Source organism: Cellulomonas denverensis (assembly GCF_012396125.1).
Classification (GTDB): Bacteria; Actinomycetota; Actinomycetes; order Actinomycetales; family Cellulomonadaceae; genus Cellulomonas; species Cellulomonas denverensis.
In genome coordinates this window covers 115,818-140,537 of sequence record NZ_JAAXOX010000005.1, presented here as the reverse complement: position 1 = coordinate 140,537, position 24,720 = coordinate 115,818, and the positions used below count along the sequence as shown (strand labels likewise).

Sequence of the window (24,720 nt, the reverse complement as noted above, 5' to 3'; positions counted from 1 at the left end):
CCGATTCGTCGGAAACCGGGTGTGAGGGCGCTCACGCCTGCGGGTCACATCCGGGTGCTGACCTGGGGGTTCGCCCGGATGTGGCCCGGGCCACGGTGCCGGTCCTCCCCCGGCGTGGCGCGCCTCCGCGTGGCGTCGCGGCCCCAGGAACCCCCCGGAAACTCAGCGGCGCAGCTCGGCCGCCACCCGCTCCGCGGTCAGCCCGGCGGCGGCCAGCACCTCGTCCCGGGAGCCGTGGGCCAGGAACTCCGCCGGCAGCCCGAACGCCCGCACCGGCACGTCCCGGACCGCGAGCGCCACCGCCGATCCGACCCCGCCCTGGCGCAGCCCGTCCTCGATCACCGCGACCTCGGCGTGCTCGGCCGCCAGGGACACCAGCGCCGGCGACACCGGCAGCACCCAGCGCGGGTCCACCACGGTCACCCCGCGGTCCAGGGCATCCGCCACCGCCAGCGCGGTCGGCACCATGGCGCCCACCGCCACGATCAGCACCGGGTCCGGCCCGTCGCGGTGGGCCAGCACGTCCAGGCCGTCCCGGACCGCCACCGCGGGCACGTCGGCCGGCAGGGCACCCTTGGGGTAGCGGAGCACCGTCGGGGCGTCGGCGACGTCCACCGCCTCGCGCAGTGCCCGGCGCAGGGTCCGGCCGTCCCGGGGGGCGGCCAGCCGGAGGCCGGGCACCAGGGACAGCAGCGCCAGGTCCCACATGCCGTGGTGACTGGGCCCGTCGTCGCCGGTGATCCCGGCCCGGTCCAGCACGATCGTCACTCCGGCACGATGCAGGGCGGCGTCCAGCAGCACCTGGTCGAAGGCCCGGTTCAGGAAGGTGGCGTACAGCGCGACCACCGGGTGCAGCCCGGCGTAGGCCATCCCGGCGGCGGTGGTCAGCGCGTGCTGCTCGGCGATCCCGACATCCAGGATCCGGTCCGGGAAGGCCGCGGCGAACGGGGCCAGGCCGACCGGTTCGCGCATCGCGGCGGTGATCGCCACCAAGTCCGGGCGCCGGCGGCCGAGCGCCACGATCTCCTCGGCGAACACCCCGGTCCAGCCGAAGCGGGACGGCACCACCGGCAGGCCGGTCTCCGGGTGGATCCGGCCGACGGCATGGAACCGGTCGGTGGCGTCCTGCTCGGCGGGGGCATAGCCGCGGCCCTTCTCGGTCAGGGCGTGCACCACCACCGGCCCGCCGGCCGCCCGGGCACCGCGCAGCGCGATCTCCAGCCCGGTGACGTCGTGGCCGTCCACCGGGCCGATGTAGCTCAGCCCGAGCTCCTTGACGATGCCCTCCACGCCCCGGCGCATCATGCCGCCGACGGTGGGCGCGTAGGAGCGGCCGTTGTCGTTGACCACCACCACCAGCCGGCGTGGGCTGCCGTCGGCGATGTTGTTCAGCGCCTCCCAGGCCATCCCGCCGGTCAGCGCGCCGTCGCCGATCACCGCGACCACCGTGCGGTCACCCTCCCCCGCCAGCGCCCGGGCGTGGGCGATGCCGTCCGCCCAGGACAACGAGGTGGAGGCGTGCGAGTTCTCCACCACGTCGTGCCCGGACTCAGCGCGGGAGGGGTAGCCGGACAGCCCACCGCGGTGCCGCAGCCGGTCGAAGTCCTGCCGGCCGGTGAGCAGCTTGTGCACGTAGGCCTGGTGACCGGTGTCGAAGACCAGGGTGTCCCGGGGCGAGTCGAACACCCGGTGCAGCGCCAGGGTCAGCTCCACCACGCCGAGATTCGGGCCCAGGTGGCCGCCGGTGCGGGACACCCGCTCGACCAGGAACTCCCGGATCTCGGCCGCCAGCCGGTCCAGTTCCGGCGCGCTCAGTCCGCGCAGGTCACCGGGGCCGTGGATGCCGTCCAGCAGGGTCATGGCTGAACGGTAGGCGGCGCCCCCGCTCAGCGCCCGCCGACGCGTACCCGCACCCGGCCGTCGGTCCGGGCCGTGGTCCGGCCGTCCGCGTCGACCTGCACGTCCACCCCGGCACCGGCGAACCGCAGCCCGCGCACCTCCAGCGCACCGAGTGCGGCCGATCCGGCCACCTCCAGCGTCCCGGCCGGGGCGTCCGGGCGCAGGCCGAGCACCGAGGTCAGCACCGCCACCGACGAGGCCGCCGACCACGCCTGCGGCCGGCAGGCGGCCGGGTAGGGCAGCACCGCGGGCACCGTGCCCCTGCGGTCGCCGGAGTACAGCTCGGGCAGCCGCTGGTCGAAGCCACCGGCCGCGGCCAACAGTCCCTCGGCCAGGGTGGCGGCCTCGGTGGCGTGCCCGGCGCGGGCCAGGCCCTGGATCACGATCGCGGTGTCGTGCGGCCAGACCGCGCCACCGTGGTAGCGCAGCGGCCAGAAGCCGGCCGAGCCCTCGGCCATGGTGCGCAGCCCGTAGCCGGAGTCCATCGCCGGGTCCAGCAGCCGCGCAGCGACGGTGGCCTCCTCCTCGGCGGTCAGGATGCCGGTGCCGAGCAGGTGGCCGATGTTGCTGGTCACGGTGTCCACCACCCGGCGATGGGCGTCCAGCGCGATCCCGGGGTACCGGCCCCGGTCGTCCTCGACCCAGAACGCCGCCCGGAACCGCTCGGCCAGGTCGGCGGCCCAGCCGCGCCAGTGGTCGCCGCCGTCCCGGCCGAAGGCGTCCAGCAGGGTGGCGCCGCCGATCGCGGCCTCGTGGGCGTAGCCCTGCACCTCGGCCAGCGCGATCGGCCCCTCGGCCAGCTCGCCGGTCCGCCACTGCACCGAGTCGCCGGAGTCCTTCCAGCCCTGGTTGGCCAGGCCGGTGCCGGTCTCGTCCCGGTAGGCCAGGAAGCCGTCGACCGCGCCGTGGTCGGACATCCAGGCCAGCGCGCGCTCCAGGTGCGGCAGCAGCGCCTCGACCTGGTCGGCCGGCATCCCCCAGCGCCAGGCGTCGTGCAGCAGGCAGATCCACAGCGCGGTGGCGTCCACCGTGCCGTAGTACACCGGCGGCAGCACGGTGCCCTCGCCCGGGATGTGCAGGGTGGCCCGCCGCACCTCGTGCAGGATCTTGCCGGGCTGTTCGGCGGTGGCCGGGTCGGTCTTCTCGCCCTGCAGCACGGCCAGGGTGCGCAGCGTGCCGGCGGCCAGCTCGGTGCCCAGCGGCAGCAGCATCCGGGCGGCCCAGATCGAGTCCCGGCCGAACAGGGTGAAGAACCAGGGCGCACCGGCGGCCAGGAACACGTCCTGCGGCGCGAAGGAGGCGGTCATCCGCAGCGAGGCCAGGTCGGTCAGCGACTGATCCAGCAGTGCGGGCAGCCGGCGGTCCGCGGCGGTGACCTGCGGCACCGACCACTCGGGGGCGAGATCCGCCGGGGCCTGCACCACCGGGTTCGCATCGGTGATCGCCAGGCTCCAGCTCACCGTGACCGGCGCGCCGGTGGTCGCGGTCAGGGTCCAGCGCAGCAGCAGGTCCTCGCCGTCCAGGCTCAGGTCGGCGCCCGGCGCGGTCAGCACCGTGCTGATGTCCGCGTCGGAGCTCCAGCTCGCACCCTCGGCGTCCAGGTGCACCGCGGGGGCGTCCACCGGCGGCAGCCCGGCCTTGATCCGGTCCATCGACGACCCGTCCGGCCGCAGCCGCAGGGTCAGGGTGCCGGTGACCGGCGCCGGGGTGGAGCAGCTCAGGGTCAGCTCCTCGGTGACGGTGCCGGGCAGCACGGTGCGCAGCCGGTCCAGCCGGGCGGTGGGGTCCGCGCCGGGGGCGTCGATGCCGCGGGTCAGCGTGGTGACCCGGACCCGGCCGGTGCCGTCGGGGGCGCCGCCGATCGGTTCGGGTTCGGCGCCGTCCACGGTGAGCACCGCGGCGGACAGCACGCGGACGTCCCCGTGCAGCACCCCCTCGACGCCGGTGCGGATCTGACCGTCCTGCGCGGACCAGGCCTGGGTGGGTGCGTGCACGGCAGCCAGCAGGTCGTGCAGCAGCGGCTGGAGCTCCATCGCGAGTCCTCGTTCGGGTGGAAGGGGATGGGTGGGCGTGCTCGACTGTAGGAGCGCGGTTTGAGCGTTCCAATTCCGGAGTTGGAACGATCAAGTCCGAGGGGGCACGCTCTGCACGTCCCACCGGTCTGCGAGGAGGCGACCCGCATGAGCACCACCACCCGGCCCACGCTGGAGATCGTGGCGCGCCACGCCGGCGTCTCGCGCCAGACGGTGTCGAACGTGCTGAACGCCCCGCACGTGGTCCGGGCCAGCACCCTGCAGCGGGTCCGCGCCTCCATCGACGAGCTCGGGTACCGCCCGTCCTCGGCCGCGCGCCAACTGCGCACCCGGCGGTCCCGGGTGCTCGGCCTGCGGCTGGAGCCGGTGCGCGACGGGATCAACGGCGCCGTGCTGGACCGGTTCGTGCACGCGCTGACCGACTCCGCCCAGGACCGCGGCTACCGGGTGATGCTGTTCACCGCCGCGGACGACCGGCAGGAGATCGCCCGCTACGGCGAACTGCTGGACTCCGACGACCTGGACGCCTTCGTGCTGACCAGCACCCACCGGGACGACCGGCGCGCGGCCTGGCTGACCGAGCACGGCATCCCGTTCGTCACCTTCGGCCGGCCGTGGTCCGCGCTGGAGCAGGACAGCCACCCGTGGGTGGACGTCGACGGCCGGGCCGGCACCCGGGAGGCCGTGCGGCACCTGCGCGAACTCGGCCACCGCCGGATCGCGTTCCTCGGCTGGCCGGAGGGCTCCGACGTCGGCGAGGACCGGGCCGGCGGCTGGCTGTCCGCGATGGCGGACACCGGACTGTCCGCCGCCGAGCTGTCCCGGCTGCGCGCCCGGGTCCCGGACGGGGTGGCCTCCGGCGCCCAGGGCACCGAACGGCTGCTCGCCGACGGCAACCCCACCGCCATCGTCGCCGCCTCCGACTCCCTGGCCCTCGGCGCGCTCACGGTCGCCCGCCGGAACCGGGTCGCCGTGGTCGGCTTCGACGACACCCCGGTCGCGGCGGCGGTCGGCCTCAGCTCGGTCGCCCAGCCGCTGGTCGACACCGCCCGGGCCTCGGTCGACCTGCTGCTCGCCCAACTCGGTGAGGGCGAGCCCGCCGCCGACCGCCAGGTGCTGCTCACCCCGCACCTGGTCCGGCGCGCCACCTCCACCCCGCCACCGACCCCCTAGATCCCCACGATCCCCCTCCCCCAGCCCAGCACAGCTGCTGGGTCCAACCCCGCCAGAAGGAGCACTCCCATGCGAAAGACCCGCCTCGCAGCGACGACGGCCATCGGCGCCGCCGGCCTGCTCGCCCTGACCGCCTGCGGCGGCGGCTCCGGGTTCGATGACAGCGACGGGGGCTCGACCGGCGACTCCGGCGGCTCCGGTGGCCTGGACATCCTGATCGGTTCCTCCGGCGACGCGGAGACCGACGCGGTCACGGCCGCGGTCGCCGCCTGGTCCGAGGAGTCCGGCATCGACGCCACCGTCCGGGTGGCCTCCGACCTCAACCAGGAGCTGTCCCAGGGCTTCGCCTCCGGCGACCCGGCCGACGTGTTCTACACCTCGGCGGACTCCTTCCAGTCCTACGCCGCCAACGGCTCGCTCTACCCCTACGGCGACCAGCTCGACGCCGCGGACGACTTCTACCCCAGCCTGGTCGAGCAGTTCAGCTACGACGGCGACCTGGTCTGCGCGCCCAAGGACTTCTCCACCCTGGCGCTGCTGATCAACAACGACGCTTGGACCGCCGCCGGCCTGACGGACGCGGACATCCCGACCACCTGGGAGCAGCTGTCGGACGTGGCGGCCAAGCTGACCACCGGTGAGCAGACCGGCCTGGCGTTCTCCGGCGAGTACGCCCGGGTCGGCGCCTTCCTGGCCCAGGCCGGGGGCACCATGACCAACGCCGACGGCACCGAGGCCACCGTGGACTCCGCGGAGAACGTCGAGGGCCTCACCTACGTCCAGGAGCTGCTGAACTCCGGCAACGCGGCCTATGCCGCCGGGCTGGGCACCGGCTGGGGTGGCGAGGCCTTCGGCACCGGCAAGGCCGCGATGACCATCGAGGGCAACTGGATCACCGGTGCGATGACCAACGACTACCCGGACATCGACTACCGGGTGGTCGAGCTGCCGGCCGGCCCCGCCGGTCAGGGCACCCTGCAGTTCACCAACTGCTGGGGCGTGGCCGCCGACTCCTCCCAGCAGTCCGACGCGGTCGACCTGGTGAACTACCTGACCGCCACCGATCAGCAGCTCGGCTTCGCGGAGGCCTTCGGCGTGATGCCGTCCGTGCAGTCCGCCGCCGACGGCTGGCGTGAGCTGTACCCGGACCAGGCGGCGTTCATCGACTCCGCCGCCTTCGCGCAGAACGTGGTGAACGCCCAGGGCGCCTCCGACGTGATCACCGACTTCAACGCCCAGCTCGAGGGCCTGGCGACCGGTGACCCGCAGTCGATCCTGTCCTCGGTGCAGACCAACCTGCAGGCCGTGCTGGACCAGAACAACTGATGTCCACGCGCACGCGGCGTCACCAGACCGCAGCGGGGTGGGCGTTCCTCACCCCGATGCTGGTCGTGCTGGGGCTGTTCCTGGTCGTTCCGGTCCTGATGGCGCTCTGGGTGAGCCTGTCGGACTGGAACGGCCGGGGCAGCCCGCTGTCCTCCGATGTCGGCTTCGTCGGGCTGGACAACTACCGGGACCTGCTGCTCGGCGGAGGGCTGGCCACCCAGGACTTCGGCACCGCGCTGCGCAACAACGTCTACTACGTGCTGCTGGTGGTGCCGCTGCAGACCGCACTGGCACTGTTCCTGGCGGTCATGGTCAACCGGCGTGCACTGCGCGGGCGCGGGTTCTTCCGCACCGCGTTCTACTTCCCGTCGGTCACCAGCTCGGTGGCGATCACGGTGCTCTGGCTGTTCCTGTTCTCCGCCTCGGGCACCGTGAACGCCATCCTGGCCAAGTTCTCGATCACCGGGCCGAACTGGTTCAACGACCCCAGCGGCGTGATCCACCTGATCCTGGGGGTGTTCGGCGTCGACTCGGCCCCGGCCGCACTGGCGGACCACGGATTCATCGGAATCCCGTTCTGGCAGTGGCTGGCCGGGCCGAGTGTGGCGATGACCGCCTTCATCCTGCTGGCGATCTTCACCACCTCCGGCACCTTCATGCTGCTGTTCCTGGCCGCACTGCAGTCGATCTCCGGTGAGGTCGAGGAGGCGGCCACCATGGACGGCGCCACCGCCTGGCAGCGGTTCCGGCTGGTCACCCTGCCGATGCTCAAGCCCACCCTGTTCACCGTGATCACCCTGGGCCTGATCGGCACCTGGCAGGTCTTCGACCAGATCTACACCGGCACCCAGGGCGGTCCGGCCAAGACCACCCTGACCCCGGCGTACCTGTCGTACAACGCCGCCTTCACCAACAACGACTGGGGCCGCGGCGCGGCGATCGCCTTCGTGCTGTTCGCGATCATCGTGCTGTTCACCATCGTGCAGCGGATCGTGCTGCGTGAGCGTGGCGTCCCCCGGCGCAAGCGGTTCTACCGGGACGGCCCCCCGGTCACCACCACCGCCGCCACCCGGGTCCGCACCGAGGGGAACGTCCGATGAGCGCCACCACCCTCACCCCGCGCCGACGGCCCAGCACCCGGCGGATGGTCACCACCTCACTGACCTACGCGGTGCTGGTCGTCATCGCGCTGATCTACGTCTTCCCGTTCCTGATCCAGATCGCGACCAGCTTCAAGACCGACGCCGAGGCCGCCCAGAACGCGATCGGCCTGATCCCGCAGACCTGGTCGACGGCCGCCTACGAACGGCTGTTCCTGCGCTCGGACTTCCCGCTCTGGTTCCGCAACTCGGTGATCGTCACCCTGGTGGTCACCGTGGGCAGGGTGGCGATCGACTCGCTGGCCGGCTACGCGTTGGCCCGGCTGCGGTTCCGTGGCCGCGGGCTGGTCTTCGCCGGGCTGGTCGGGGTGATGGCGGTGCCGAACGTGGTGCTGCTGATCCCGAAGTTCCTGGTGATCAAGCAGGTCGGCATCTACAACTCCTTCGCCGGCCTGATCATCCCGCTGCTGGCCGACGCCGCGGGCATCTTCATCATGAAGAACTTCTTCGAGTCGATTCCGGTCTCGGTGGAGGAGGCCGCCCGGCTGGACGGGGCGAGCACGTTCCGGGTGTTCCGGTCGATCGTGCTGCCGATGGCCACCCCCGCGGTGATCACCATCGTGATCCTGTCCTTCCAGGGGTCGTGGAACGAGCTGAGCCACTTCATCGTCGCCTCGCAGAGCCCGGAGCTGGTCACCCTGACCAAGGGCGTCGCCCAGCTCGCCTCCGGGCAGCTGTCCCAGGGCACCCAGTACCCGCTGAAGCTGGCGGCCGCGGCGATCATGACCATCCCGGTGGCCGTGCTGTTCTTCGTCTTCCAGCGCCGGATCATGAACCAGAGCGCCGGGGCGGTGAAGGAGTGATTCGGTAGACTCGGGCGGAAAGGGGAACTCCTATGCGCTTCCTGCCCGGGCATCAGCCCAGCTCCGACCTGACCTACGGCGACGTCTTCCTGGTCCCGTCCCGGTCCGAGATCGCCTCCCGGTTCGACGTCGACCTGTCCAGTGCGGACGGCACCGGCACCACGATCCCGATCGTGGTCGCCAACATGACCGCCGTCGCCGGCCGCCGGATGGCCGAGACCGTCGCCCGCCGCGGCGGCATCGCGGTGATCCCGCAGGACGTACCGGTGGAGGTGGTCGCCGACGTGATCGCGTCGGTCAAGGCCAAGCACACCGTGGTCGAGTCGCCGGTCACCGTCACCCCGCAGGACACCGTGCACACCGCGCTGACCCTGATCGGCAAGCGGTCGCACGGTGCCGCGGTGGTGGTGGACGGCAGCCGCCCGGTCGGCGTGGTCACCCCCGCCGACTGCCAGGGCGTCGACCGGTTCACCCAGGTCTCCGAGGTGATGACCCCGGACCCGACCACCGTCGAACTCGACATCGTGGAGTCCGGCGGCAGCGCCGGCCTCTCCGCGGCCTTCGAGCGGTTGCACGCAGCCCGGCGCAAGTTCTCCCCGGTGGTGCGCGACGGCGAGCTGGTCGGCGTCCTGACCCAGGTCGGCGCGCTGCGATCGTCGATCTACCGTCCCGCCCTGGACGCGGCCGGCCGGCTCCGGGTGGCGGCGGCAGTCGGCATCAACGGCGATGTGAAGGCCAAGGCCGCCGCGCTGCTGGATGCCGGGGTGGACGTGCTGGTGGTGGACACCGCCCACGGCCACCAGCGCAAGATGCTGGACGCCCTGGCCGCCGTCCGGTCGCTGGACCCGCAGGTGCCGGTGGTGGCCGGGAACGTGGTCACCGCCGAGGGCACCCGGGACCTGATCGAGGCCGGTGCGGACATCGTCAAGGTCGGCGTCGGACCCGGCGCGATGTGCACCACCCGGATGATGACCGCGGTCGGCCGCCCGCAGTTCTCCGCGGTGCTGGAGTGCGCCGCCGAGGCCCGCCGCCTGGGCAAGCACGTCTGGGCGGACGGCGGGGTGCGCCACCCCCGGGACGTCGCGCTCGCGCTGGCCGCCGGTGCGTCGCAGGTGATGGTCGGCTCCTGGTTCGCCGGGACGCACGAGTCCCCCGGCGATCTGCACGAGGACGGCGACGGCAACCTGTACAAGGAGTCCTTCGGGATGGCCTCGGCCCGTGCGGTCGCCGCCCGGACCCGCGGCGGTTCCGCCTTCGACCGCGCCCGCAAGGCGCTGTACGAGGAGGGGATCAGCTCCTCGCGGATGTACCTGGACCCGAAGCTGCCCGGCGTGGAGGACCTGCTGGACCGGATCACCTCCGGCGTGCGGTCGTCCTGCACCTACGTCGGCGCCACCTCGCTGGAGGAGTTCCACCAGCGCGCCGTGGTCGGCATCCAGTCCGCGGCGGGCTACGACGAGGGGCGCCCGCTGCCCGACGGCTGGTGACCGGGGTGCCGCGGCCGGTCCTGGTGCTCACCCATGTCGCGCACGAGGGTCCGGGCCTGATCGCGCGGGCGCTGGACGGGCTGCCGATCACCACCCGCACCGTGGTCGACGACCCGCACCCCCGGCTGCCCGCGGTCGGCGAGCTGTCCGGCCTGGTCGTGATGGGCGGCCCGCAGGACGCGGACGACGACGCCGGCCATCCCGGGCTGGCCGCCGAGCGCCGGCTGCTCGCCGAGGCCGTCGACGCCGGCCTGCCGACGCTCGGCGTCTGCCTGGGCATGCAGCTGCTGGCACTGGCCCTGGGCGCTCGGCTGCACCGCCGGCACGGCACCGAGATCGGCTTCGCCCCGGTCGAGGCCCTCGCGCACGACCCGCTGCTGGACCCCCTGGGCCCGGAGCCGACGGTGCTGCACTGGCACACGGATGCCGTCGACCTGCCGGACGGCGCGACGCTGCTGGCCCGCACCGAGACGACTCCGGTCCAGGCGTTCCGGGCGGGCAGCGCGGTGGGGGTGCAGTTCCACCTCGAGGCCGACACCACGATGCTCGACCTCTGGCTGGCCACCCCGCAGATGACCGCTGACCTGGAACCCGCGGACGTCGATGCCGTCCGGCTGGGCTCGCGGCAGTACCTCACCGCCCTGCGACCGGGCGCCGAGCTGGGGCTGGCCGCGTTCGCCCGATCCGTCCGCGAACGGGTGTGACGACCGCCGCATGACGGCGGCACAATCCACCAGTTCAGGGGACTGGTATCCGCCGATCGAAACGATACGATGGGCGGTGGCCCCGCCCCTCCCGCCTCTTTCGTCCCTCCCCGGAGTCCCCTCGTCATGGCCAAGGTCCTGACCGCCGGTAGCCCCTGGCGCGTCATCCTCGCGTTCGCCGTCCCCCTGCTCGTCGGCAACGTCGTCCAGCAGCTCTACCAGTTCGCCGACGCGGTCGTCGTCGGCCGTCACCTCGGCGTCGACTCCCTCGCCGCGGTCGGCGCCACCGGCAGCCTGCTGTTCCTGCTGCTCGGATTCGCCTGGGGCATGACCTCCGGCTTCGCGATCCCGACCGCGCAGGCGTTCGGCGCCCACGACCACGCCGCGGTGCGCCGCTCGGTCGCCGCCGGGACCGTGCTGACCGGTGCCGCGAGCGTGGTGCTGACCGTGGTCGCCCCGCTGCTCGCCGGGCCGGCGCTGGCGCTGCTGCGCACGCCGGACGCGCTGATGGCCGAGGCCACCACCTTCGCACAGGTGAGCTTCCTGGGTGCGGGTGCGCTGATGTTCTTCAACTTCCTGTCCGCGATCATCCGGGCGATCGGCGACTCCCGGACGCCGCTGCTGTTCCTCGCCCTCTCCTGCGGCCTCAACGTCGCGCTGGTCATCCTGCTGGTGGGGCCGCTGGACCTGGGCGTCGGCGGGGCCGCGCTCGCGACGCTGCTGTCCCAGGCGGTGTCCGTGCTGCTCTGCCTCGAGTTCGTCCGGCGCCGGGTCCCGGTGCTGCACCTGCACCGGGACGACTGGCGCGTCACCCGCGCCGACCTGGTCGGGCACCTGCGGCTCGGCCTGCCGATGGGGTTCCAGGCGTCGATCATCGCGATCGGGACCCTGGCCGTGCAGGTGCGGCTGAACAGCCTCGGCGCCGACGCCGTGGCCGCGTACACCACCGCGTCGCGCGTGGACGGGCTCGCGGTGGCGCTGTTGCAGTCGCTCGGGCTGGCGGTCTCGATGTTCGTCGCACAGAACCTGGGCGGTGGGCGGCCGGACCGGATCCGGCAGGGGGTCGTCCAGGCGTGCTGGATCGCGGTCGGCGGCTCCGCGGCGCTGGGCGTGATCCTGTTCACCTCGGGCAGCGCGCTGGTACGGCTGTTCGTGGGCGACCAGGCCGCCCCCGTGGTCGAGCTCGCGACCCAGTTCCTGCACCTGAACGCGGCGCTGTACGCGGTGCTCGGCGTGCTGTTCGTGCTGCGCGGTGCGCTCCAGGGCCTCGGCCACACCGGAGTGCCGACGCTGACCGGCGCGATCGAGCTGGTGATGCGGGTCGGCGCGGCGATCGTGCTCGGCGGGGCGTTCGGCTTCATCGGCGTGGTCTGGGGCAACCCGCTCGCCTGGGCCGGAGCCGTGGTGCTACTGGTGCCGGCCTACCTGCGGGCACACCGGCATCTCGCGCGCCTGCCGGTCGCGCCGCGGACCGTGGACCCGGTGGTGCCGCAGCCGGTCGCCGTCGAGGGGCCCAGCGACGGTTCGGCGGTGGTGGACCAGCACCCGGAGTTCGGCCTCGCGCACCGCTGACCCGGTCATCCCCGGCCCCGGCCGTCGCCCCACCGGACCCGGAGCGCGCCGCTCCGGTAACGTGGCGCGTCCACGCCCGAGGAGCCGCACCGTGCGCACGAAGCCGCCCGCCGGGGCCGACCTGACCGTCGGCCTCGCGCACCATCCCCTGTCGGCGGCGCCGCACCCGCCGGTCCGGCCCGGCGATGGCACCGCCCCGTGGGCGCGCGCATGACGGCCCCCGGACCGATCTGGAACGCGGGCGCCGGCCACTCCGGCACCCCGTCGGCCGCCGCCCTGGACGACCTGCTCGCCCTGTGTACCCGGCGGCCGGTGTGGTCGCCCGACCCTCTGGCCGCCTTCGCCACCGGCACGCCGGTCCGCCGCTCTGCGGTGCTGGTCCTGTTCGGCGTCCTGGACTCCCACCCCGCGCAGGCCGACGCACCCGCGGTGGCGACCGACCTGGACGTGCTGCTCACCCGCCGCTCCCCCACCCTCAGCCACCATCCCGGCCAGGTCGCCTTCCCCGGCGGCGGCATCGACCCCGAGGATGCCGGCCCGGAGGCGGCCGCCCTGCGGGAGAGCGCCGAGGAGGCCGGGGTCGACCCCACCGGCGTCCGGGTGCTCGGCACGCTGCCCGACCTGCCGGTGACCGCCTCGTCGAACCTGGTCACCCCCGTGCTCGGCTGGTGGGACCGCCCGCACCGGGTGGCCGCCGCCGACCCGGCCGAGACCGTCGACGTGTTCCGCGCCCCGGTGGCCGACCTGGTCGATCCCGCCCACCGGGTCACCGCCGTGCTGGAACACCGGGGCCACGAGTACCGCGGCCCGGCCTTCGAGGTCGAACGCGGCATCCTGGTCTGGGGCTTCACCGCCTTCGTGCTGGACCGGCTCCTGGATGCCACCGGCTGGGCCGTGCCCTGGGACACCGGCCGCACGGTGCCCGCACCGGTGTGAGACCCTGAGCGACCCCACCCACTGCTCTCGGAGGTTCCGTCGTGCCCACCCGCCCCGCCGCCGAGGTCGACATCACCCCGGATCTGGTGCGCGCGCTGCTCGCCGACCAGCACCCCGACCTGGCCGAGCTCCCGCTCGGCGCACCGATGGACGGCTGGGACAACCTCACCATGCCGCTGGGCACCGACCTGGCGATCCGGCTGCCCCGCCGGGTCCAGGGCGTCGACCTGCTGCGGAACGAACAGCGCTGGCTGCCGGTGCTCGCCGCGCACTGCCCGGTCCCGGTGCCCGCCCCCCTGCGCACCGGCCACCCCGCCGCCGGATACCCCTGGCCGTGGAGCATCGTGCCCTGGTTCCACGGCACCATCGCCGCCGACCAGCCGGTCGCCGACCGCACCACCTGGGCCGCCGACCTCGCCGCCGCGCTGTCCGGCCTGCACGCACTCACCACTCCGGCCGACGCACCGGTCAACCCCTACCGCACCGGCGCGCTGCGTGACCGCGGGACCCTGGTGCAGGAGCGGATCGACGGCGGCCAGCTGGACGAGTTCGCCGACCGGAACGCCCTGCGCACGATCTGGCGGCGGGCCGTGGACGCACCCGGCTGGACCGGTAGCCCGCGCTGGCTGCACGGCGACCCGCACCCGGCGAACCTCCTGGTCCGGGACGGCACGCTGGCCGCGGTGCTGGACTTCGGCGACATGACCTCGGGCGACCCCGCCTGCGACCTGGCGACCGCGTGGCTGACCTTCGACGCCGAGGGCCGGGCCGTGTTCCGGGCCGCGATCACCCTGGACGACCCCGGGCTGTGGGACCGCGCGGCCGGGTGGGCGGTGTCGATGGCCTCGGCGATGTGCGTGCACTCCGAGGACGACCCGGTGATCGGCGCGATCGGGCGGCACGCGATGAGGCAGCTCACGGCCTGAGCGCTCCGCCATTGGCCGGCGTCATGAGCGTGGCTCCTCGCAACCGACACGGCTTGCGCCGCTCAGTCACTCGGGGTCTGGTAGATCGCCACGACCACGTCGACGGGGTCGCTGTTGCTGATGACGGCGACCATGTTGCGGGTGGGGCCGGGTGGTTGGCCGGAGACGGGCTCCCTACAGACGTAGGCGTCGCTGCCTGGCTTCTCGTCGATGAGATCGAACACCCACGGCTGGGTGGAGGGCGTGAACCCGGTTGACCATTCGTCATACGCCAGGATCCGGCAGGGGGTGGTGCGGCCGAACGCCTCGGCCTCCGCTCGCGGGAAGCTCATCCGGATGACGGTGGCGTCCTTGACCTCGTAGCCGCCCTCGGCCCACTGCATGTCGACGGTCTCGACGGTCTCGATCACGGCGTCATCCGGGATCACCAGGCCCATCACGCCGGTCAGCGTGTCCTGCGCGTCGGTCGCGGCCTGGCCGCGCAGCGTCGTGGCCTCGCGCAGGATCGGGTCGCCCGAGACGATCCCGGTGCCGTTGGACTGCCAGGGCTCCACCGGGGTGCAGGCGGCGAGCACGGTGACGCAGGCTGCAAACAGGGCATGAAAGGCGAGCTGCTTCATCGGACACCGGTCTTCGTCATCATCTCCGACGTGCCGTGCATGTCGAACTCCTGAGCGAACCCGGCCAGGTGTAACGCGGCCAGGTCGCTGTCCTTGATGGTGGTCCCGGCGACGGGCGTTGCCTTGCCCGCGTCCCAGTTGTAGCGGTCGTCCACCGAAACCTGGTAGTTGATCGTGTAGATCCATTCCGAGGATCCGGGTGAGGGTGGATACACGGTGATGTCGCCGGTGATCGCGTAGTTCAGAGAACCCACGGCCAGGTACCAGTCGCGGTCGTCAGTCGAGTCGAAGGTGAACCCACGCCATTCGGAACGCACGGGGAACGTGACGGCGCTTGTGGCACCGCTTTGGCCGGCGAGCCGGATCGCCTGCGCTACCAGGGCCTTCCGGTACTCGACGACGTCATTGAGGAAGCTCGCGGACTCCGCCAGCATCGTCTCCACGGGCAGGATGACGTCCTCCCCGCTGCCCTCCAGGTAGTGCAGCAGGTGGTTCCCGGCGCGCGGCAACCCCGTGAACGCGGCACCGGTGGCCGCGAGGAAGGCCGCCCACCAGTTGGCCCAGTCGGCGGGCGTCCACGGCCGCGAATCGAACTCCCCGGCGCCCGCGTCATGCGGCAGCGGGGTGGACTCGATCCACTCGGGGCAGCGCGCCGGACCCATCGGACCGAGCCCGTCCGGGTAGGGCTCCACCGTGCCGGACGCCGCGACCGGTGCGGCCGTCGAGTACGCGGCCGGGACGACGGTGCCTTTCACACCGGTGGTGGTGCCGCCGGCGCTCGGAGCAGCCGCCGGAACCACGCCGAGGCTCGCGATCTCGTCCGCCAGTCGCCAGGCGATCTGCGTGATCGCGGTGTCGGCCTGGCGGCGTTCCTCGTCCAACCGGTCCATCGTCCGGGCGAGGGAAGACAGTTCGTCCTCGGCGCGCCCGTGGCGCACCAGCAGGCGGCGTTGTTCCTCGAGTTGGCTGGTCGTCAGTGACGTCGAGCGCTCGATCCGGGCGAAGTCGTCCAGGGAACTCCTCGCAGCGCCCATGATCGCCAGCGCCTCAGCCTGCCCCTCGCGCACCTGCGCGGCGCTCTGAGCGATGTCCTCGACCGTCTGCGCATACCGGTGCAGGTCCGCGGCCGGCTGGGCGAGTGCCATCAACTCGGCGAACCGGCGCAACGGCTGACAAAGACGCCGCCCCATCTGGCACAGACCCGCACCCAGGTCACCGGTCCACGCTTCCCCGAATGCGGCTATCTGCTCCTCGAACCGCCAGGCCACGTCACCGGCGAGGTCCGCCAGGCGGTGGAACCACGCCGCGGTGCTGCAGGTGTCGCCGAACGTCCCGAGCCCAGGGCTGCCCGGCACCCAGCACAGCCCGGCACCCGTCCCCCCGGCAAAGACCGGATGGGACAGCCACGGGCCATCGGTTGCCAGATCGGGGACCGCTGGTGCGTGCCCGGTCCCGGTCGCCGAAGCCAGAGCGGCGTCCCTGGCCTCGGCCCACTGCCCGGCCGCAACGACAACGGCGCCCCACATGCCCAGATTGGGCAGCAGCTCGCGGTGGTACACCCGGGTCGCGGTCACCAGCACCTGGTCCCACGCACCAGCCACACCGACCGACCCACAGCCGACCAGCCCCCGAGGCAGGTCAATGTCCGCGTTCTCAGCCAGCGACCGCACACGGTGCCCGATCGAGACGACCTGGGTCGTGTTCACGCAGAAACCAGTCGTAGCCACTCCGTGGGTCCTCTCGCCCAAGAACCTGCCTGCACAGGTCGGCAGGTCAGAGCGGCTGGCAGCAGCCTACGCACACCGACGACACCGTGGTCGTGGAACCGACCGGGCCCGCGCACAGCGGACCGTGGAGGTCGTCCTCACCGAGGGGTTCGGACTCATCCCCGGGCCGGCGCTGAGCACCGCGGTCTGGTCGTCGACGCTCACCACGTACTGGTCTCGTGCTCAGTTCCGGTCGGCTTCCCCCCGTGTCCCACCCAGCACGGCCGCCACGCTTCCCCGCAGCCGGCGTGCCGCCTCCTCCGGCTCGGCGCGGCCGGCGTTGACCTCGCCCGCCGCGGCGTACATCAACGCCGAGACCGCCACCGTCAGCCACTGTGCGTCCTCCGCCGGCACCCGCCCCGCCGCGCAGCGCCGGACCGCGGTGGCAAGTCGCTCGGTCACCGGCTGGTAGAGGGCATCGACCTGGTCGGCGGGCAGCACCCGGCAGGCCGCCTCGATCGCTGCGTGGGCGTCCGCCAGCACGGACCAGGTCGCGGCGACCAGCCGGTCCAGGACCTGCATCGCCGGCCCGTCCGGGTCGACCTCGTCCAGCGCCTGGGTGGCCCGGGCCCGGACCTGGTCGGCCACCGCCAACACCAGGTCCAGCCGGGTCGGGAAGTGACCGTGCAGGGTCACTCGCCCCACCCCGGCGGCGGCGGCGATCCGGGTCATCGTCGCGGCCGGATCGGTACGGAACAGGTCCAGGGCGGCATCGAGCACGGCTTGCCGGTTGCGGCGGGCATCCGCTCGTGGGGTTGCGGGCACCCGCCGATGGTAACTCGAACATAGGTGTACGGTTTATCTCGAACACCACTGTTCAGCTTCTCGGAGGAACCCGTGAGCACGATCCTGATCCTGGGCGGATACGGAGCGGTTGGCCGTCGGCTCGGCACCGTCCTGCGCACCCGCGGCCACCTGATCCGCACCGCCGGGCGGGACGCCGCACGCGCCGACCTGCCGCTGGACGTCACCAATCCGGCCGCGTTGCGCGCCGCGGCCCGGGACGCCGACGTCGTGGTCAACGCCACCGGACTGGAGGACCCGGCCCTGATCGCCGCCATCGCCGAGCACACGCCCGTGGTGGAGCTGAGCGCGGACACCGGCTACCTCGCCGCGCTGGCAGGCCTGGAACCGGCCGCCCCGGTGCTCCTCAGCGTCGGCATCGCCCCCGGTCTGACCAACCTGATGACCCATGCGGTCGCCGCGCGGTACCCGGGCACCGGCGCGTTGGACATCGCCATCGTCTTCGGCACCGGGGAGGAGCACGGCGCGGCCGCCTCCGCCTGGACCTACCGCCTGCTGGGCCGCGACTTCACCGACCCGGACGGCACGCCGGTGCGGAACCTCACCGTCGCGGGACGCTTCGACCTCGACGGTCGCACCCGGCGCCTGTACCGCGCCGACTTCTGTGACCAGCACACCGAGACCCGGCTGCTCGGGCGCCCGGTGCGGACCTGGTTCGGGATGGACACCGGTTGGGCCACCACGTCACTCGCCCTGCTCGCCCGGGTGCCGGCTCTGGTCCGGCTGATGCCGGCCCACCCACGGTTCCCGGGCTCGGACCGCTGGCTGTTGCAGGTCCGGGACGCGGACGGCCCACGCGTCACGATGACCGGGCACGGCCAGTCCGACGCCACCGCGGACGCCGCCGCCCGGGCGATCGAGTTGGCCCCCCGCCTGTCCGCCGGGGTGCACCACCTGCCCGAGGTGACCACCCTGGACGAGTTCGCGGTGCCGCACCGCACCCGCTGGCACTGACGACGACGCCCCGGTCCCCCAGGCGGGGAACCGGGGCGTCGTCGTCGGATCAGGCCGCGACCAGCGACCGCAGCACGTACTGCAGGATCCCGCCGTTGCGGTAGTAGTCCGCCTCACCCGGGGTGTCGATCCGGACCACCGCGTCGAACTCGACCGTGCTGCCGTCCGCCTTGGTCGCCGTGACCGCGACGGTCCGGGGGGTGGTGCCGGTGTTCAGCTCCTCGATCCCGGTGAGGTCGAAGGTCTCGGTGCCGTCCAGGCCCAGGGAGTCCGCGGACTCACCGGCCGGGAACTGCAGCGGCAGCACGCCCATGCCGATCAGGTTGGACCGGTGGATCCGCTCGAAGGACTCGGTGATCACGGCCTTGACCCCGAGCAGCGCGGTGCCCTTGGCCGCCCAGTCGCGGGACGAACCGGAGCCGTACTCCTTGCCGCCCAGGATCACCAGCGGCACGGCGGCCTCGGCGTAGGCCTGCGCGGCGTCGTAGATCGAGGTCTGCTCGCCGGTCAGGTGATTGACCGTGTAGCCGCCCTCGACCCCCGGCACCAGCTGGTTGCGCAGCCGGATGTTGGCGAAGGTGCCGCGGATCATCACCTCGTGGTTGCCGCGGCGGGAGCCGTAGGAGTTGAAGTCCCGGCGCTCCACCCCGTGCTCGGCGAGGTACTGGCCGGCGGGGCTGTCCGCCTTGATCGACCCGGCCGGGCTGATGTGGTCGGTGGTGACCGAGTCACCCAGCTTGGCCAGCACCCGGGCACCGGTCACGTCGGACACCGGCGTCGGCTCGGCGGCCATCTGGTCGAAGTACGGCGGCTTGCGGACGTAGGTCGACTGCTCGTCCCACTCGAAGGTGTCGCCCTCCGGGGTCTCCAGCGCGCGCCACCGGTCGTCCCCGGCGAAGACATCGGCGTAGTCGGCCTCGAACATCGACCGGTCGATGCTGGCGTCGATGGTGGCCTGCACCTCCTCCGGGCTGGGCCAGATGTCCTTCAGGAACACCTCGTTGCCGGCCTCGTCGGTGCCCAGCGGCTGGGTGTCGAAGTCGAAGTCCATCGTCCCGGCCAGCGCGTAGGCGATCACCAGCGGCGGCGAGGCGAGGTAGTTCATCTTGACGTCCGGGTTGATCCGGCCCTCGAAGTTCCGGTTGCCGGACAGCACGGAGACCACCGACAGGTCGTGCTCGTTGACCACGTCGGACACCTCCTGCGGCAGCGGGCCGGAGTTGCCGATGCAGGTGGCACAGCCGTAGCCGACCAGGTGGAAGCCGAGCTTCTCCAGGTACGGCCAGAGCCCGGCCTTCTCGTAGTAGTTGGTGACGACCTGGGACCCGGGGGCCATCGAGGTCTTCACCCACGGCCGGGAGGACAGCCCGCGCTCGACCGCCTTCTTGGCCAGCAGGGCGGCGGCCAGCATCACCGACGGGTTGGAGGTGTTGGTGCAGGAGGTGATCGAGGCGATCACGACCGCGCCGTGGTCCAGCTCGGTCGCGGTGCCGTCGGCCAGGGTCACCGGCACCCGCTTGTGCGGGCGGCGGGAGGCATCGCCGTGGGCGTGGGTCGGGGCATCGGACGCGTCGGTGTGCTCACCGGCGGCGATCGGGTCGGAGGCCGGGAAGGTCTCGTCCACCGATTCGTCCAGCCCGGACAGCGCCTTGAACGGTGCGGCCTCGGAGTCCGAGACGTAGTCCAGGATCGACCCGGCGAAGGAGTCCTTGGCGTCGGAGAGCTCGATCCGGTCCTGCGGGCGCTTCGGACCGGCGATCGAGGGCACCACGGTGGACAGGTCCAGCTCCAGGTACTCGGAGTACACCGGCTCGCGGGACGGGTCGTGCCACAGCCCCTGCTCCTTGGCGTAGGCCTCGACCAGCGCGAGCTGCTGCGCGCTGCGACCGGTCAGCCGCAGGTAGTCGATGGTCACGTCGTCGATCGGGAAGATCGCGCAGGTGGAGCCGAACTCCGGGGACATGTTGCCGATGGTCGCCCGGTTGGCCAGCGGGACCGCCGCCACGCCCTCGCCGTAGAACTCGACGAACTTGCCGACCACGCCGTGCCGGCGCAGCTGCTCGGTGATGGTGAGCACCACGTCGGTGGCGGTCACGCCGGAGGGGATCTGGCCGGTCAGCTTGAAGCCGACCACCCGCGGGATCAGCATCGACACCGGCTGGCCGAGCATCGCCGCCTCGGCCTCGATCCCGCCGACGCCCCAGCCCAGCACGCCCAGGCCGTTGACCATGGTGGTGTGCGAGTCGGTGCCGACACAGGTGTCCGGGTAGGCGCGCAGCGTGCCGTCCACCTCGCGGGTCATGATGCCGCGGGCCAGGTACTCGATGTTGACCTGGTGCACGATGCCGGTGCCCGGCGGGACGACCTTGAAGTCGTCGAAGGCGGTCTGGCCCCAGCGCAGGAACTGGTAGCGCTCGTGGTTGCGCTGGTACTCGATCTCGACGTTGCGGCGGAACGCGTCCTCGCGGCCGAAGACGTCGATCTGCACCGAGTGGTCGATCACCAGTTCGGCGGGCGCCAGCGGGTTGATCCGGGTCGGGTCGCCGCCCAGGTCCGCCATCGCCTCGCGCATGGTCGCCAGATCGACCACGCAGGGCACGCCGGTGAAGTCCTGCATGATCACCCGGGCCGGGGTGAACTGGATCTCGGTGTCCGGCTCGGCCTGCGGGTCCCAGGCGGCCAGCGCCCGGATGTGGTCGGCCGTGATGTTGGCACCGTCCTCGGTGCGCAGCAGGTTCTCGGCGAGGATCTTCAGGCTGTACGGCAACCGGTCGACACCCTCGACGGCGTCCAGCCGGAAGATCTCGTACTCGGTGTCCGCGACCTGGAGCGGGGCCTTCGACCCGAAGCTGTCGACGCTGGTCACTGGTGACTCCTTACTGGCGAGTGTGGCCGTGGGGGGCGACCCGCTGCGCTGTTGCAGCAAAGTATCTTGACGTCAAGATACATCCTACCCCGAACGGCCGCACCCGCGCGCACCCGTCCGGGCGCGGGGCGTGCGGGCCTACCGCGCGCGCACGTCCCGCCCCCGGCGCACGAGATCCCTCTGGCTGCTACTCCGCGGAGCCCTCGCGGGTCTCGGCGGCGCGGCGCTCGCGCTCGACGGCCTTCTGGTGCTGACGCGGGTCGTAGTCGGGGGTGCCCTGCTTGTGCAGCTCCTCCGTGGCCCGACGACTGGCCTCCGCCACGCGACGGGTGGCCTCGGCGGCGGACTCGTGCTGATCGGTCATGGCGCGCTCCTCGGACTCGTGGCCAGGGCCCACCCCGGCCGGTCCGTCCACGCTAGTGCGCCGCCGTGCTCATCGCGCGAGAACCGCGACCGCCTCCACGTGATGGGTCATCGGGAACAGGTCGTAGCCGCGGACGTCGCCGAGCGTGTAGCCCTCGTCGACCAGGTAGGCCACGTCCCGGGCCAGCGCGGCGGGGTCGCAGGCGACGTAGACGATCCGGGCCGGGGCCAGTGCGGCCACCGACCGGACCACCTCGCGGCCGGCGCCCACCCGCGGCGGGTCGAGCACCACGGCGTCGACCGCACCCACCGAGCCCAGCGACCGGAGCACCTGCCCGACATCGCCCTGGTGCAGCTCGATCTGCGGCCGGTCGTGCGCGTTGCGCCGGGCGTCCTTGACCGCGCGGGCCTCACCCTCGACGGCGATCACCCGGCCGGACTCCCCCACCCGGTCGGCCAGCGGCAGGCTGAACAGCCCGGCACCGGAGAACAGGTCCAGCACGGTGCCCGCCTCGCCGACGCCGGACAGCACCGCGTCGACCAGCGTGCCGGCCGACTGCCGGTGCACCTGCCAGAACCCGGCGGCGGCCACCCGGTACTGCCAGTCGCCGACCACCTCGCGCACTGCGGTGCGGGCATTCGGCCGCGGATCGACCCGGCCACGCCGCAGGTCGAACGGCTGCCCGTCGACCAGCACCACCGGGGTGTCGCCGCCGGCCGGCGCGACCGCGTCCACCACCACACCGGCCGGCCAGCGCCGGTCCAGCAGGCCGAGTGCGGCCAGTTCCTCGCTCATCAGCGGCATCGACTCGAGCGCCAGCACGTCGTGCGAGCGGAACTTCCGCATCCCGAGCCGCCCCTCGGCATCCGCCACGAAGGACACCCGGGTCCGCCAGCCCAAACCGTCGTCGTCGTCACCGCCGGGCACCCCGTCCACCGGCACCTCGCGGTCGATCCGGGCCAGCCGGGCCAGTTGCTCGGTCAGTACCGCGGACTTCCAGGCCCGCTGCGCGTCCAGCCGGACGTGCGCCAGCTCGCCGCCGCCGACCCCGCCGGGCCCGGCCTCCGGCCACACCGAGGGCACCCGGTCCGGGGAGGCGTCCAGCACCTCGACCGCATCCGCGCGCCAGAACTTCGGCCCGGTCTCGGTCACCCGCGCCCGGACCCGCTCGCCGGGCAGCGTGTGCCGCACGAAGACCACCCGGCCGTCGTCCATCCGGGCGACGCAGTGCCCGCCGTGGGCGACCGGACCGACCTCGACCTCGATCAGCTCGGTGGGCAGCGGCTCGGTCGCCACCCTCCGGCGGCGGTCAGAGACCCCGGCTCGTCGTCCTGCGGACATGCTCCTCCATCCCGGTCTGCCCCTGCGTGGACGACAGCTGCCAGGGCACCGAGGCCACCACCACACCGGGGGTGAACAGCAGGCGCCCCTTCAGCCGCAGCGCGCTCTGGTTGTGCAGCAACTGCTCCCACCAGTGCCCGACCACGTACTCGGGGATGTACACGACGACCAGATCGCGCGGGCTCTCCCGGCGGATCGATCGCACATAGGTGATCACCGGCCGGGTGATCTCCCGGAACGGCGAGTCCAGCACCCGTAGCGGCACCGGCAGATCCATCTTCTCCCACTGCTCGCGCAGGGCGGTCGCGTCCTCGCCGTCCACCGCGACCGTCAGCGCCTCCAGCACCTGCGGCCGGGAGGCCCGGGCGTAGGCGATCGCGCGCATGGTCGGCCGGTGCAGGTGCGAGACCAGCACGATCGCGTGCACCCGGCTGGGCAGCGCCTTCGCGGCGGCCTCGTCGTCCAGTGCCAGCTCGTCGCGCACGGTGTCATAGTGCTTGCGGATCGCCCGCATCACGATGAACACGATCACCATCGCCAGGATCGCGATCCAGGCACCGTGGGTGAACTTGGTCAGCAGCACGATCAGCAGCACGGTGGCGGTCATCCCGAAGCCGATCGCGTTGATCACCCGCGAGCGGCCCATCCGCTGTCGCTTCTTCGGGTCCGGCTCGGTGCGCAGCTCCCGGGTCCAGTGCTTGACCATGCCGAGCTGGGACAGGGTGAAGGAGACGAACACCCCGACGATGTAGAGCTGGATCAGCCGGGTGACCTGCGCGTCGAAGGCCACGATCAGCGCGATCGCCCCGGCGGACAGGGTGATGATGCCGTTGCTGAACGCCAGCCGGTCGCCACGGGTGTGCAGCTGGCGGGGCAGGAAGCCGTCCTTCGCCAGGATCGAGCCGAGCACCGGGAAACCGTTGAAGGCGGTGTTCGCGGCCAGCACCAGGATCAGGCCGGTGACGACCGCCACCAGGTAGAACGCCGGCGGGAAGCTGTGGAAGATCGTCTGCGCCAGCTGCCCGATCACCGGGTCCTGCACGTAGTCGTCGCCGACCAGCTGGCCGTTCGGGCCCATCAGCTGGCTCTGCGGGTCCTCGACGTAGTGCACCCCGGTCACCCGGGCCAGCATCAGGATCGACATCATCAGGAACACCGACAGGCAGCCCAGCAGCAGCAGGGTGGTCGCCGCGTTCTTGGACTTCGGCTTGCGGAACGACGGCACGCCGTTGCTGATCGCCTCGACGCCGGTCAGCGCCGCCGACCCGGAGGCGAACGCCCGCAGCACCAGGAACGCCCCGGCGATGCCGACCAGCCCCTGCTCCATGCCGTCCTGCGGCACGATCGTCAGATCCGCGCTCTCGGCCATCTGCAGGTTGCCGGTCAGGTACTGCACGAAACCGAAGACCGCCGTACCGCCCACCGCGATCATGTACAGGTACACCGGCACCGCGAACGCCCGCCCGGACTCGCGCACCCCGCGCAGGTTCGCGATGGTCAGCAGCACCACGATCCCGACCGCGAACAGCGCCTCGTGCCCGCGTAGTGCCGGGATCGCCGCCGCGGCGTACTGGGTGCCGGAGGACACCGACACCGCCACGGTCAGCACGTAGTCGACCAGCAGCGCGGAGGCGACCGTCACACCGGCCTTGGGTCCGAGGTTGACCGTGGCGACCTCGTAGTCGCCGCCGCCGCTGGGGTACGCGTGCACGTTCTGCCGGTAGGAGGCGATCACGGTCACCATGACCACCACCACCGCCAGGCCGACCCACGGCGAGATCACGGTGGCCCCGACGCCGGCGAGGGCGAGGGTCAGCAGCACCTCGTCCGGGGCGTAGGCCACCGACGACAGGGCATCCGAGGCGAAGATCGGCAGAGCGATCCGCTTGGGCAGAAGGGTGTGCCCCAAGTTCTCGCTGCGGACCGGTCGGCCCAGCAACAATCGTTTGGCGGCATCCGCGAGGTCCGGCACGAGGGATCATGCTA

General features: G+C 72.6%; 19 protein-coding genes. 10 read left to right on the top strand and 9 right to left on the bottom strand.

Annotated elements, in window-relative coordinates:
* Nucleotides 1-162 precede the first annotated feature (162 nt).
* Together HGA03_RS11770 and HGA03_RS11765 are read right to left on the bottom strand one after the other, a co-directional pair.
* Nucleotides 163-1,860: a 1-deoxy-D-xylulose-5-phosphate synthase gene (locus tag HGA03_RS11770; RefSeq protein ID WP_168630468.1), complete on the bottom strand. Its 1,698-nt coding sequence runs from the start codon at nt 1,858-1,860 to the stop codon at nt 163-165.
* A gap of 26 nt (nt 1,861-1,886) precedes the next feature.
* Entirely contained in the window at nt 1,887-3,932 is a 2,046-nt protein-coding gene (locus tag HGA03_RS11765; RefSeq protein WP_168630467.1) for a glycogen debranching N-terminal domain-containing protein, read from the bottom strand.
* Between the two features lie 147 nt (nt 3,933-4,079).
* Here HGA03_RS11765 and HGA03_RS11760 point away from each other — a divergent pair, with 147 nt between their 5' ends.
* The 9 genes from HGA03_RS11760 (at nt 4,080) to HGA03_RS11720 (ending at nt 14,019) form a co-directional block, all read left to right on the top strand.
* Nucleotides 4,080-5,105 (top strand): LacI family DNA-binding transcriptional regulator, encoded by a 1,026-nt coding sequence (locus HGA03_RS11760; protein WP_168630466.1) that lies wholly within the window; start codon nt 4,080-4,082, stop codon nt 5,103-5,105.
* A 69-nt stretch (nt 5,106-5,174) separates the two neighbouring features.
* Entirely contained in the window at nt 5,175-6,431 is a 1,257-nt protein-coding gene (locus HGA03_RS11755) for a sugar ABC transporter substrate-binding protein (RefSeq protein WP_168630465.1), read from the top strand.
* Entirely contained in the window at nt 6,431-7,531 is a 1,101-nt protein-coding gene (locus HGA03_RS11750) for a carbohydrate ABC transporter permease (protein ID WP_168630464.1), read from the top strand. The genes HGA03_RS11755 and HGA03_RS11750 overlap by 1 nt, the downstream gene beginning before the upstream one ends.
* Entirely contained in the window at nt 7,528-8,394 is an 867-nt protein-coding gene (locus HGA03_RS11745) for a carbohydrate ABC transporter permease (protein WP_168630463.1), read from the top strand. Before HGA03_RS11750 ends, HGA03_RS11745 begins: the two co-directional genes overlap by 4 nt.
* A gap of 32 nt (nt 8,395-8,426) precedes the next feature.
* Nucleotides 8,427-9,881: a GuaB1 family IMP dehydrogenase-related protein gene (locus HGA03_RS11740; RefSeq protein WP_168630462.1), complete on the top strand. Its 1,455-nt coding sequence runs from the start codon at nt 8,427-8,429 to the stop codon at nt 9,879-9,881.
* A gap of 5 nt (nt 9,882-9,886) precedes the next feature.
* Nucleotides 9,887-10,585: a type 1 glutamine amidotransferase gene (locus HGA03_RS11735; RefSeq protein WP_239073460.1), complete on the top strand. Its 699-nt coding sequence runs from the start codon at nt 9,887-9,889 to the stop codon at nt 10,583-10,585.
* Between the two features lie 126 nt (nt 10,586-10,711).
* Entirely contained in the window at nt 10,712-12,157 is a 1,446-nt protein-coding gene (locus HGA03_RS11730; RefSeq protein ID WP_168630461.1) for an MATE family efflux transporter, read from the top strand.
* Between the two features lie 210 nt (nt 12,158-12,367).
* Nucleotides 12,368-13,093 (top strand): NUDIX hydrolase, encoded by a 726-nt coding sequence (locus tag HGA03_RS11725; protein ID WP_168630460.1) that lies wholly within the window; start codon nt 12,368-12,370, stop codon nt 13,091-13,093.
* A 41-nt stretch (nt 13,094-13,134) separates the two neighbouring features.
* On the top strand, nt 13,135-14,019 hold the full coding sequence (locus tag HGA03_RS11720; protein WP_168630459.1) for an aminoglycoside phosphotransferase family protein: 885 nt from the start codon (nt 13,135-13,137) through the stop codon (nt 14,017-14,019).
* A 62-nt stretch (nt 14,020-14,081) separates the two neighbouring features.
* Here the strand turns inward: HGA03_RS11720 and HGA03_RS11715 are convergent, their stop codons facing one another.
* From HGA03_RS11715 to HGA03_RS11705, 3 genes are all read right to left on the bottom strand, one after another.
* Nucleotides 14,082-14,639, bottom strand: a complete 558-nt coding sequence (locus tag HGA03_RS11715) for a hypothetical protein (protein WP_168630458.1) — start codon at nt 14,637-14,639, stop codon at nt 14,082-14,084.
* Nucleotides 14,636-16,345 (bottom strand): hypothetical protein, encoded by a 1,710-nt coding sequence (locus HGA03_RS11710; RefSeq protein WP_168630457.1) that lies wholly within the window; start codon nt 16,343-16,345, stop codon nt 14,636-14,638. The genes HGA03_RS11715 and HGA03_RS11710 overlap by 4 nt, the downstream gene beginning before the upstream one ends.
* 243 nt (nt 16,346-16,588) lie before the next feature.
* A complete protein-coding gene (locus HGA03_RS11705; protein ID WP_168630456.1) occupies nt 16,589-17,170 on the bottom strand; it encodes a TetR/AcrR family transcriptional regulator in 582 nt (193 codons plus the stop codon).
* Nucleotides 17,171-17,242: 72 nt separating this feature from the next.
* On the opposite strand from HGA03_RS11705, the gene HGA03_RS11700 reads away from it, so the two are divergent.
* Nucleotides 17,243-18,163, top strand: a complete 921-nt coding sequence (locus HGA03_RS11700) for a saccharopine dehydrogenase family protein (RefSeq protein WP_239073461.1) — start codon at nt 17,243-17,245, stop codon at nt 18,161-18,163.
* Between the two features lie 49 nt (nt 18,164-18,212).
* Here the strand turns inward: HGA03_RS11700 and HGA03_RS11695 are convergent, their stop codons facing one another.
* The 4 genes from HGA03_RS11695 to HGA03_RS11680 all read right to left on the bottom strand — a co-directional run bounded on the left by HGA03_RS11695 (nt 18,213) and on the right by HGA03_RS11680 (nt 24,706).
* On the bottom strand, nt 18,213-21,029 hold the full coding sequence (locus tag HGA03_RS11695; RefSeq protein ID WP_168630455.1) for an aconitate hydratase: 2,817 nt from the start codon (nt 21,027-21,029) through the stop codon (nt 18,213-18,215).
* Between the two features lie 187 nt (nt 21,030-21,216).
* Nucleotides 21,217-21,393, bottom strand: coding sequence for a translation initiation factor 2 (locus HGA03_RS11690; RefSeq protein WP_168630454.1), 177 nt, complete (start codon nt 21,391-21,393; stop codon nt 21,217-21,219).
* Nucleotides 21,394-21,462: 69 nt separating this feature from the next.
* Nucleotides 21,463-22,734, bottom strand: coding sequence for a class I SAM-dependent RNA methyltransferase (locus HGA03_RS11685; protein ID WP_168630453.1), 1,272 nt, complete (start codon nt 22,732-22,734; stop codon nt 21,463-21,465).
* A complete protein-coding gene (locus tag HGA03_RS11680; protein ID WP_168630452.1) occupies nt 22,703-24,706 on the bottom strand; it encodes an APC family permease in 2,004 nt (667 codons plus the stop codon). Before HGA03_RS11680 ends, HGA03_RS11685 begins: the two co-directional genes overlap by 32 nt.
* Nucleotides 24,707-24,720 lie beyond the last annotated feature (14 nt).

What these genes read in the sequence shown, in the direction of transcription:
- HGA03_RS11770 (WP_168630468.1), bottom strand. Translation starts at nt 1,860, where the DNA reads ATGACCCTGCTGGACGGCATCCACGGCCCCGGTGACCTGCGCGGACTG.
- HGA03_RS11765 (WP_168630467.1), bottom strand. Translation starts at nt 3,932, where the DNA reads ATGGAGCTCCAGCCGCTGCTGCACGACCTGCTGGCTGCCGTGCACGCA.
- HGA03_RS11760 (WP_168630466.1), top strand. Translation starts at nt 4,080, where the DNA reads ATGAGCACCACCACCCGGCCCACGCTGGAGATCGTGGCGCGCCACGCC.
- HGA03_RS11755 (WP_168630465.1), top strand. Translation starts at nt 5,175, where the DNA reads ATGCGAAAGACCCGCCTCGCAGCGACGACGGCCATCGGCGCCGCCGGC.
- HGA03_RS11750 (WP_168630464.1), top strand. Translation starts at nt 6,431, where the DNA reads ATGTCCACGCGCACGCGGCGTCACCAGACCGCAGCGGGGTGGGCGTTC.
- HGA03_RS11745 (WP_168630463.1), top strand. Translation starts at nt 7,528, where the DNA reads ATGAGCGCCACCACCCTCACCCCGCGCCGACGGCCCAGCACCCGGCGG.
- HGA03_RS11740 (WP_168630462.1), top strand. Translation starts at nt 8,427, where the DNA reads ATGCGCTTCCTGCCCGGGCATCAGCCCAGCTCCGACCTGACCTACGGC.
- HGA03_RS11730 (WP_168630461.1), top strand. Translation starts at nt 10,712, where the DNA reads ATGGCCAAGGTCCTGACCGCCGGTAGCCCCTGGCGCGTCATCCTCGCG.
- HGA03_RS11725 (WP_168630460.1), top strand. Translation starts at nt 12,368, where the DNA reads ATGACGGCCCCCGGACCGATCTGGAACGCGGGCGCCGGCCACTCCGGC.
- HGA03_RS11715 (WP_168630458.1), bottom strand. Translation starts at nt 14,639, where the DNA reads ATGAAGCAGCTCGCCTTTCATGCCCTGTTTGCAGCCTGCGTCACCGTG.
- HGA03_RS11690 (WP_168630454.1), bottom strand. Translation starts at nt 21,393, where the DNA reads ATGACCGATCAGCACGAGTCCGCCGCCGAGGCCACCCGTCGCGTGGCG.
- HGA03_RS11685 (WP_168630453.1), bottom strand. Translation starts at nt 22,734, where the DNA reads ATGTCCGCAGGACGACGAGCCGGGGTCTCTGACCGCCGCCGGAGGGTG.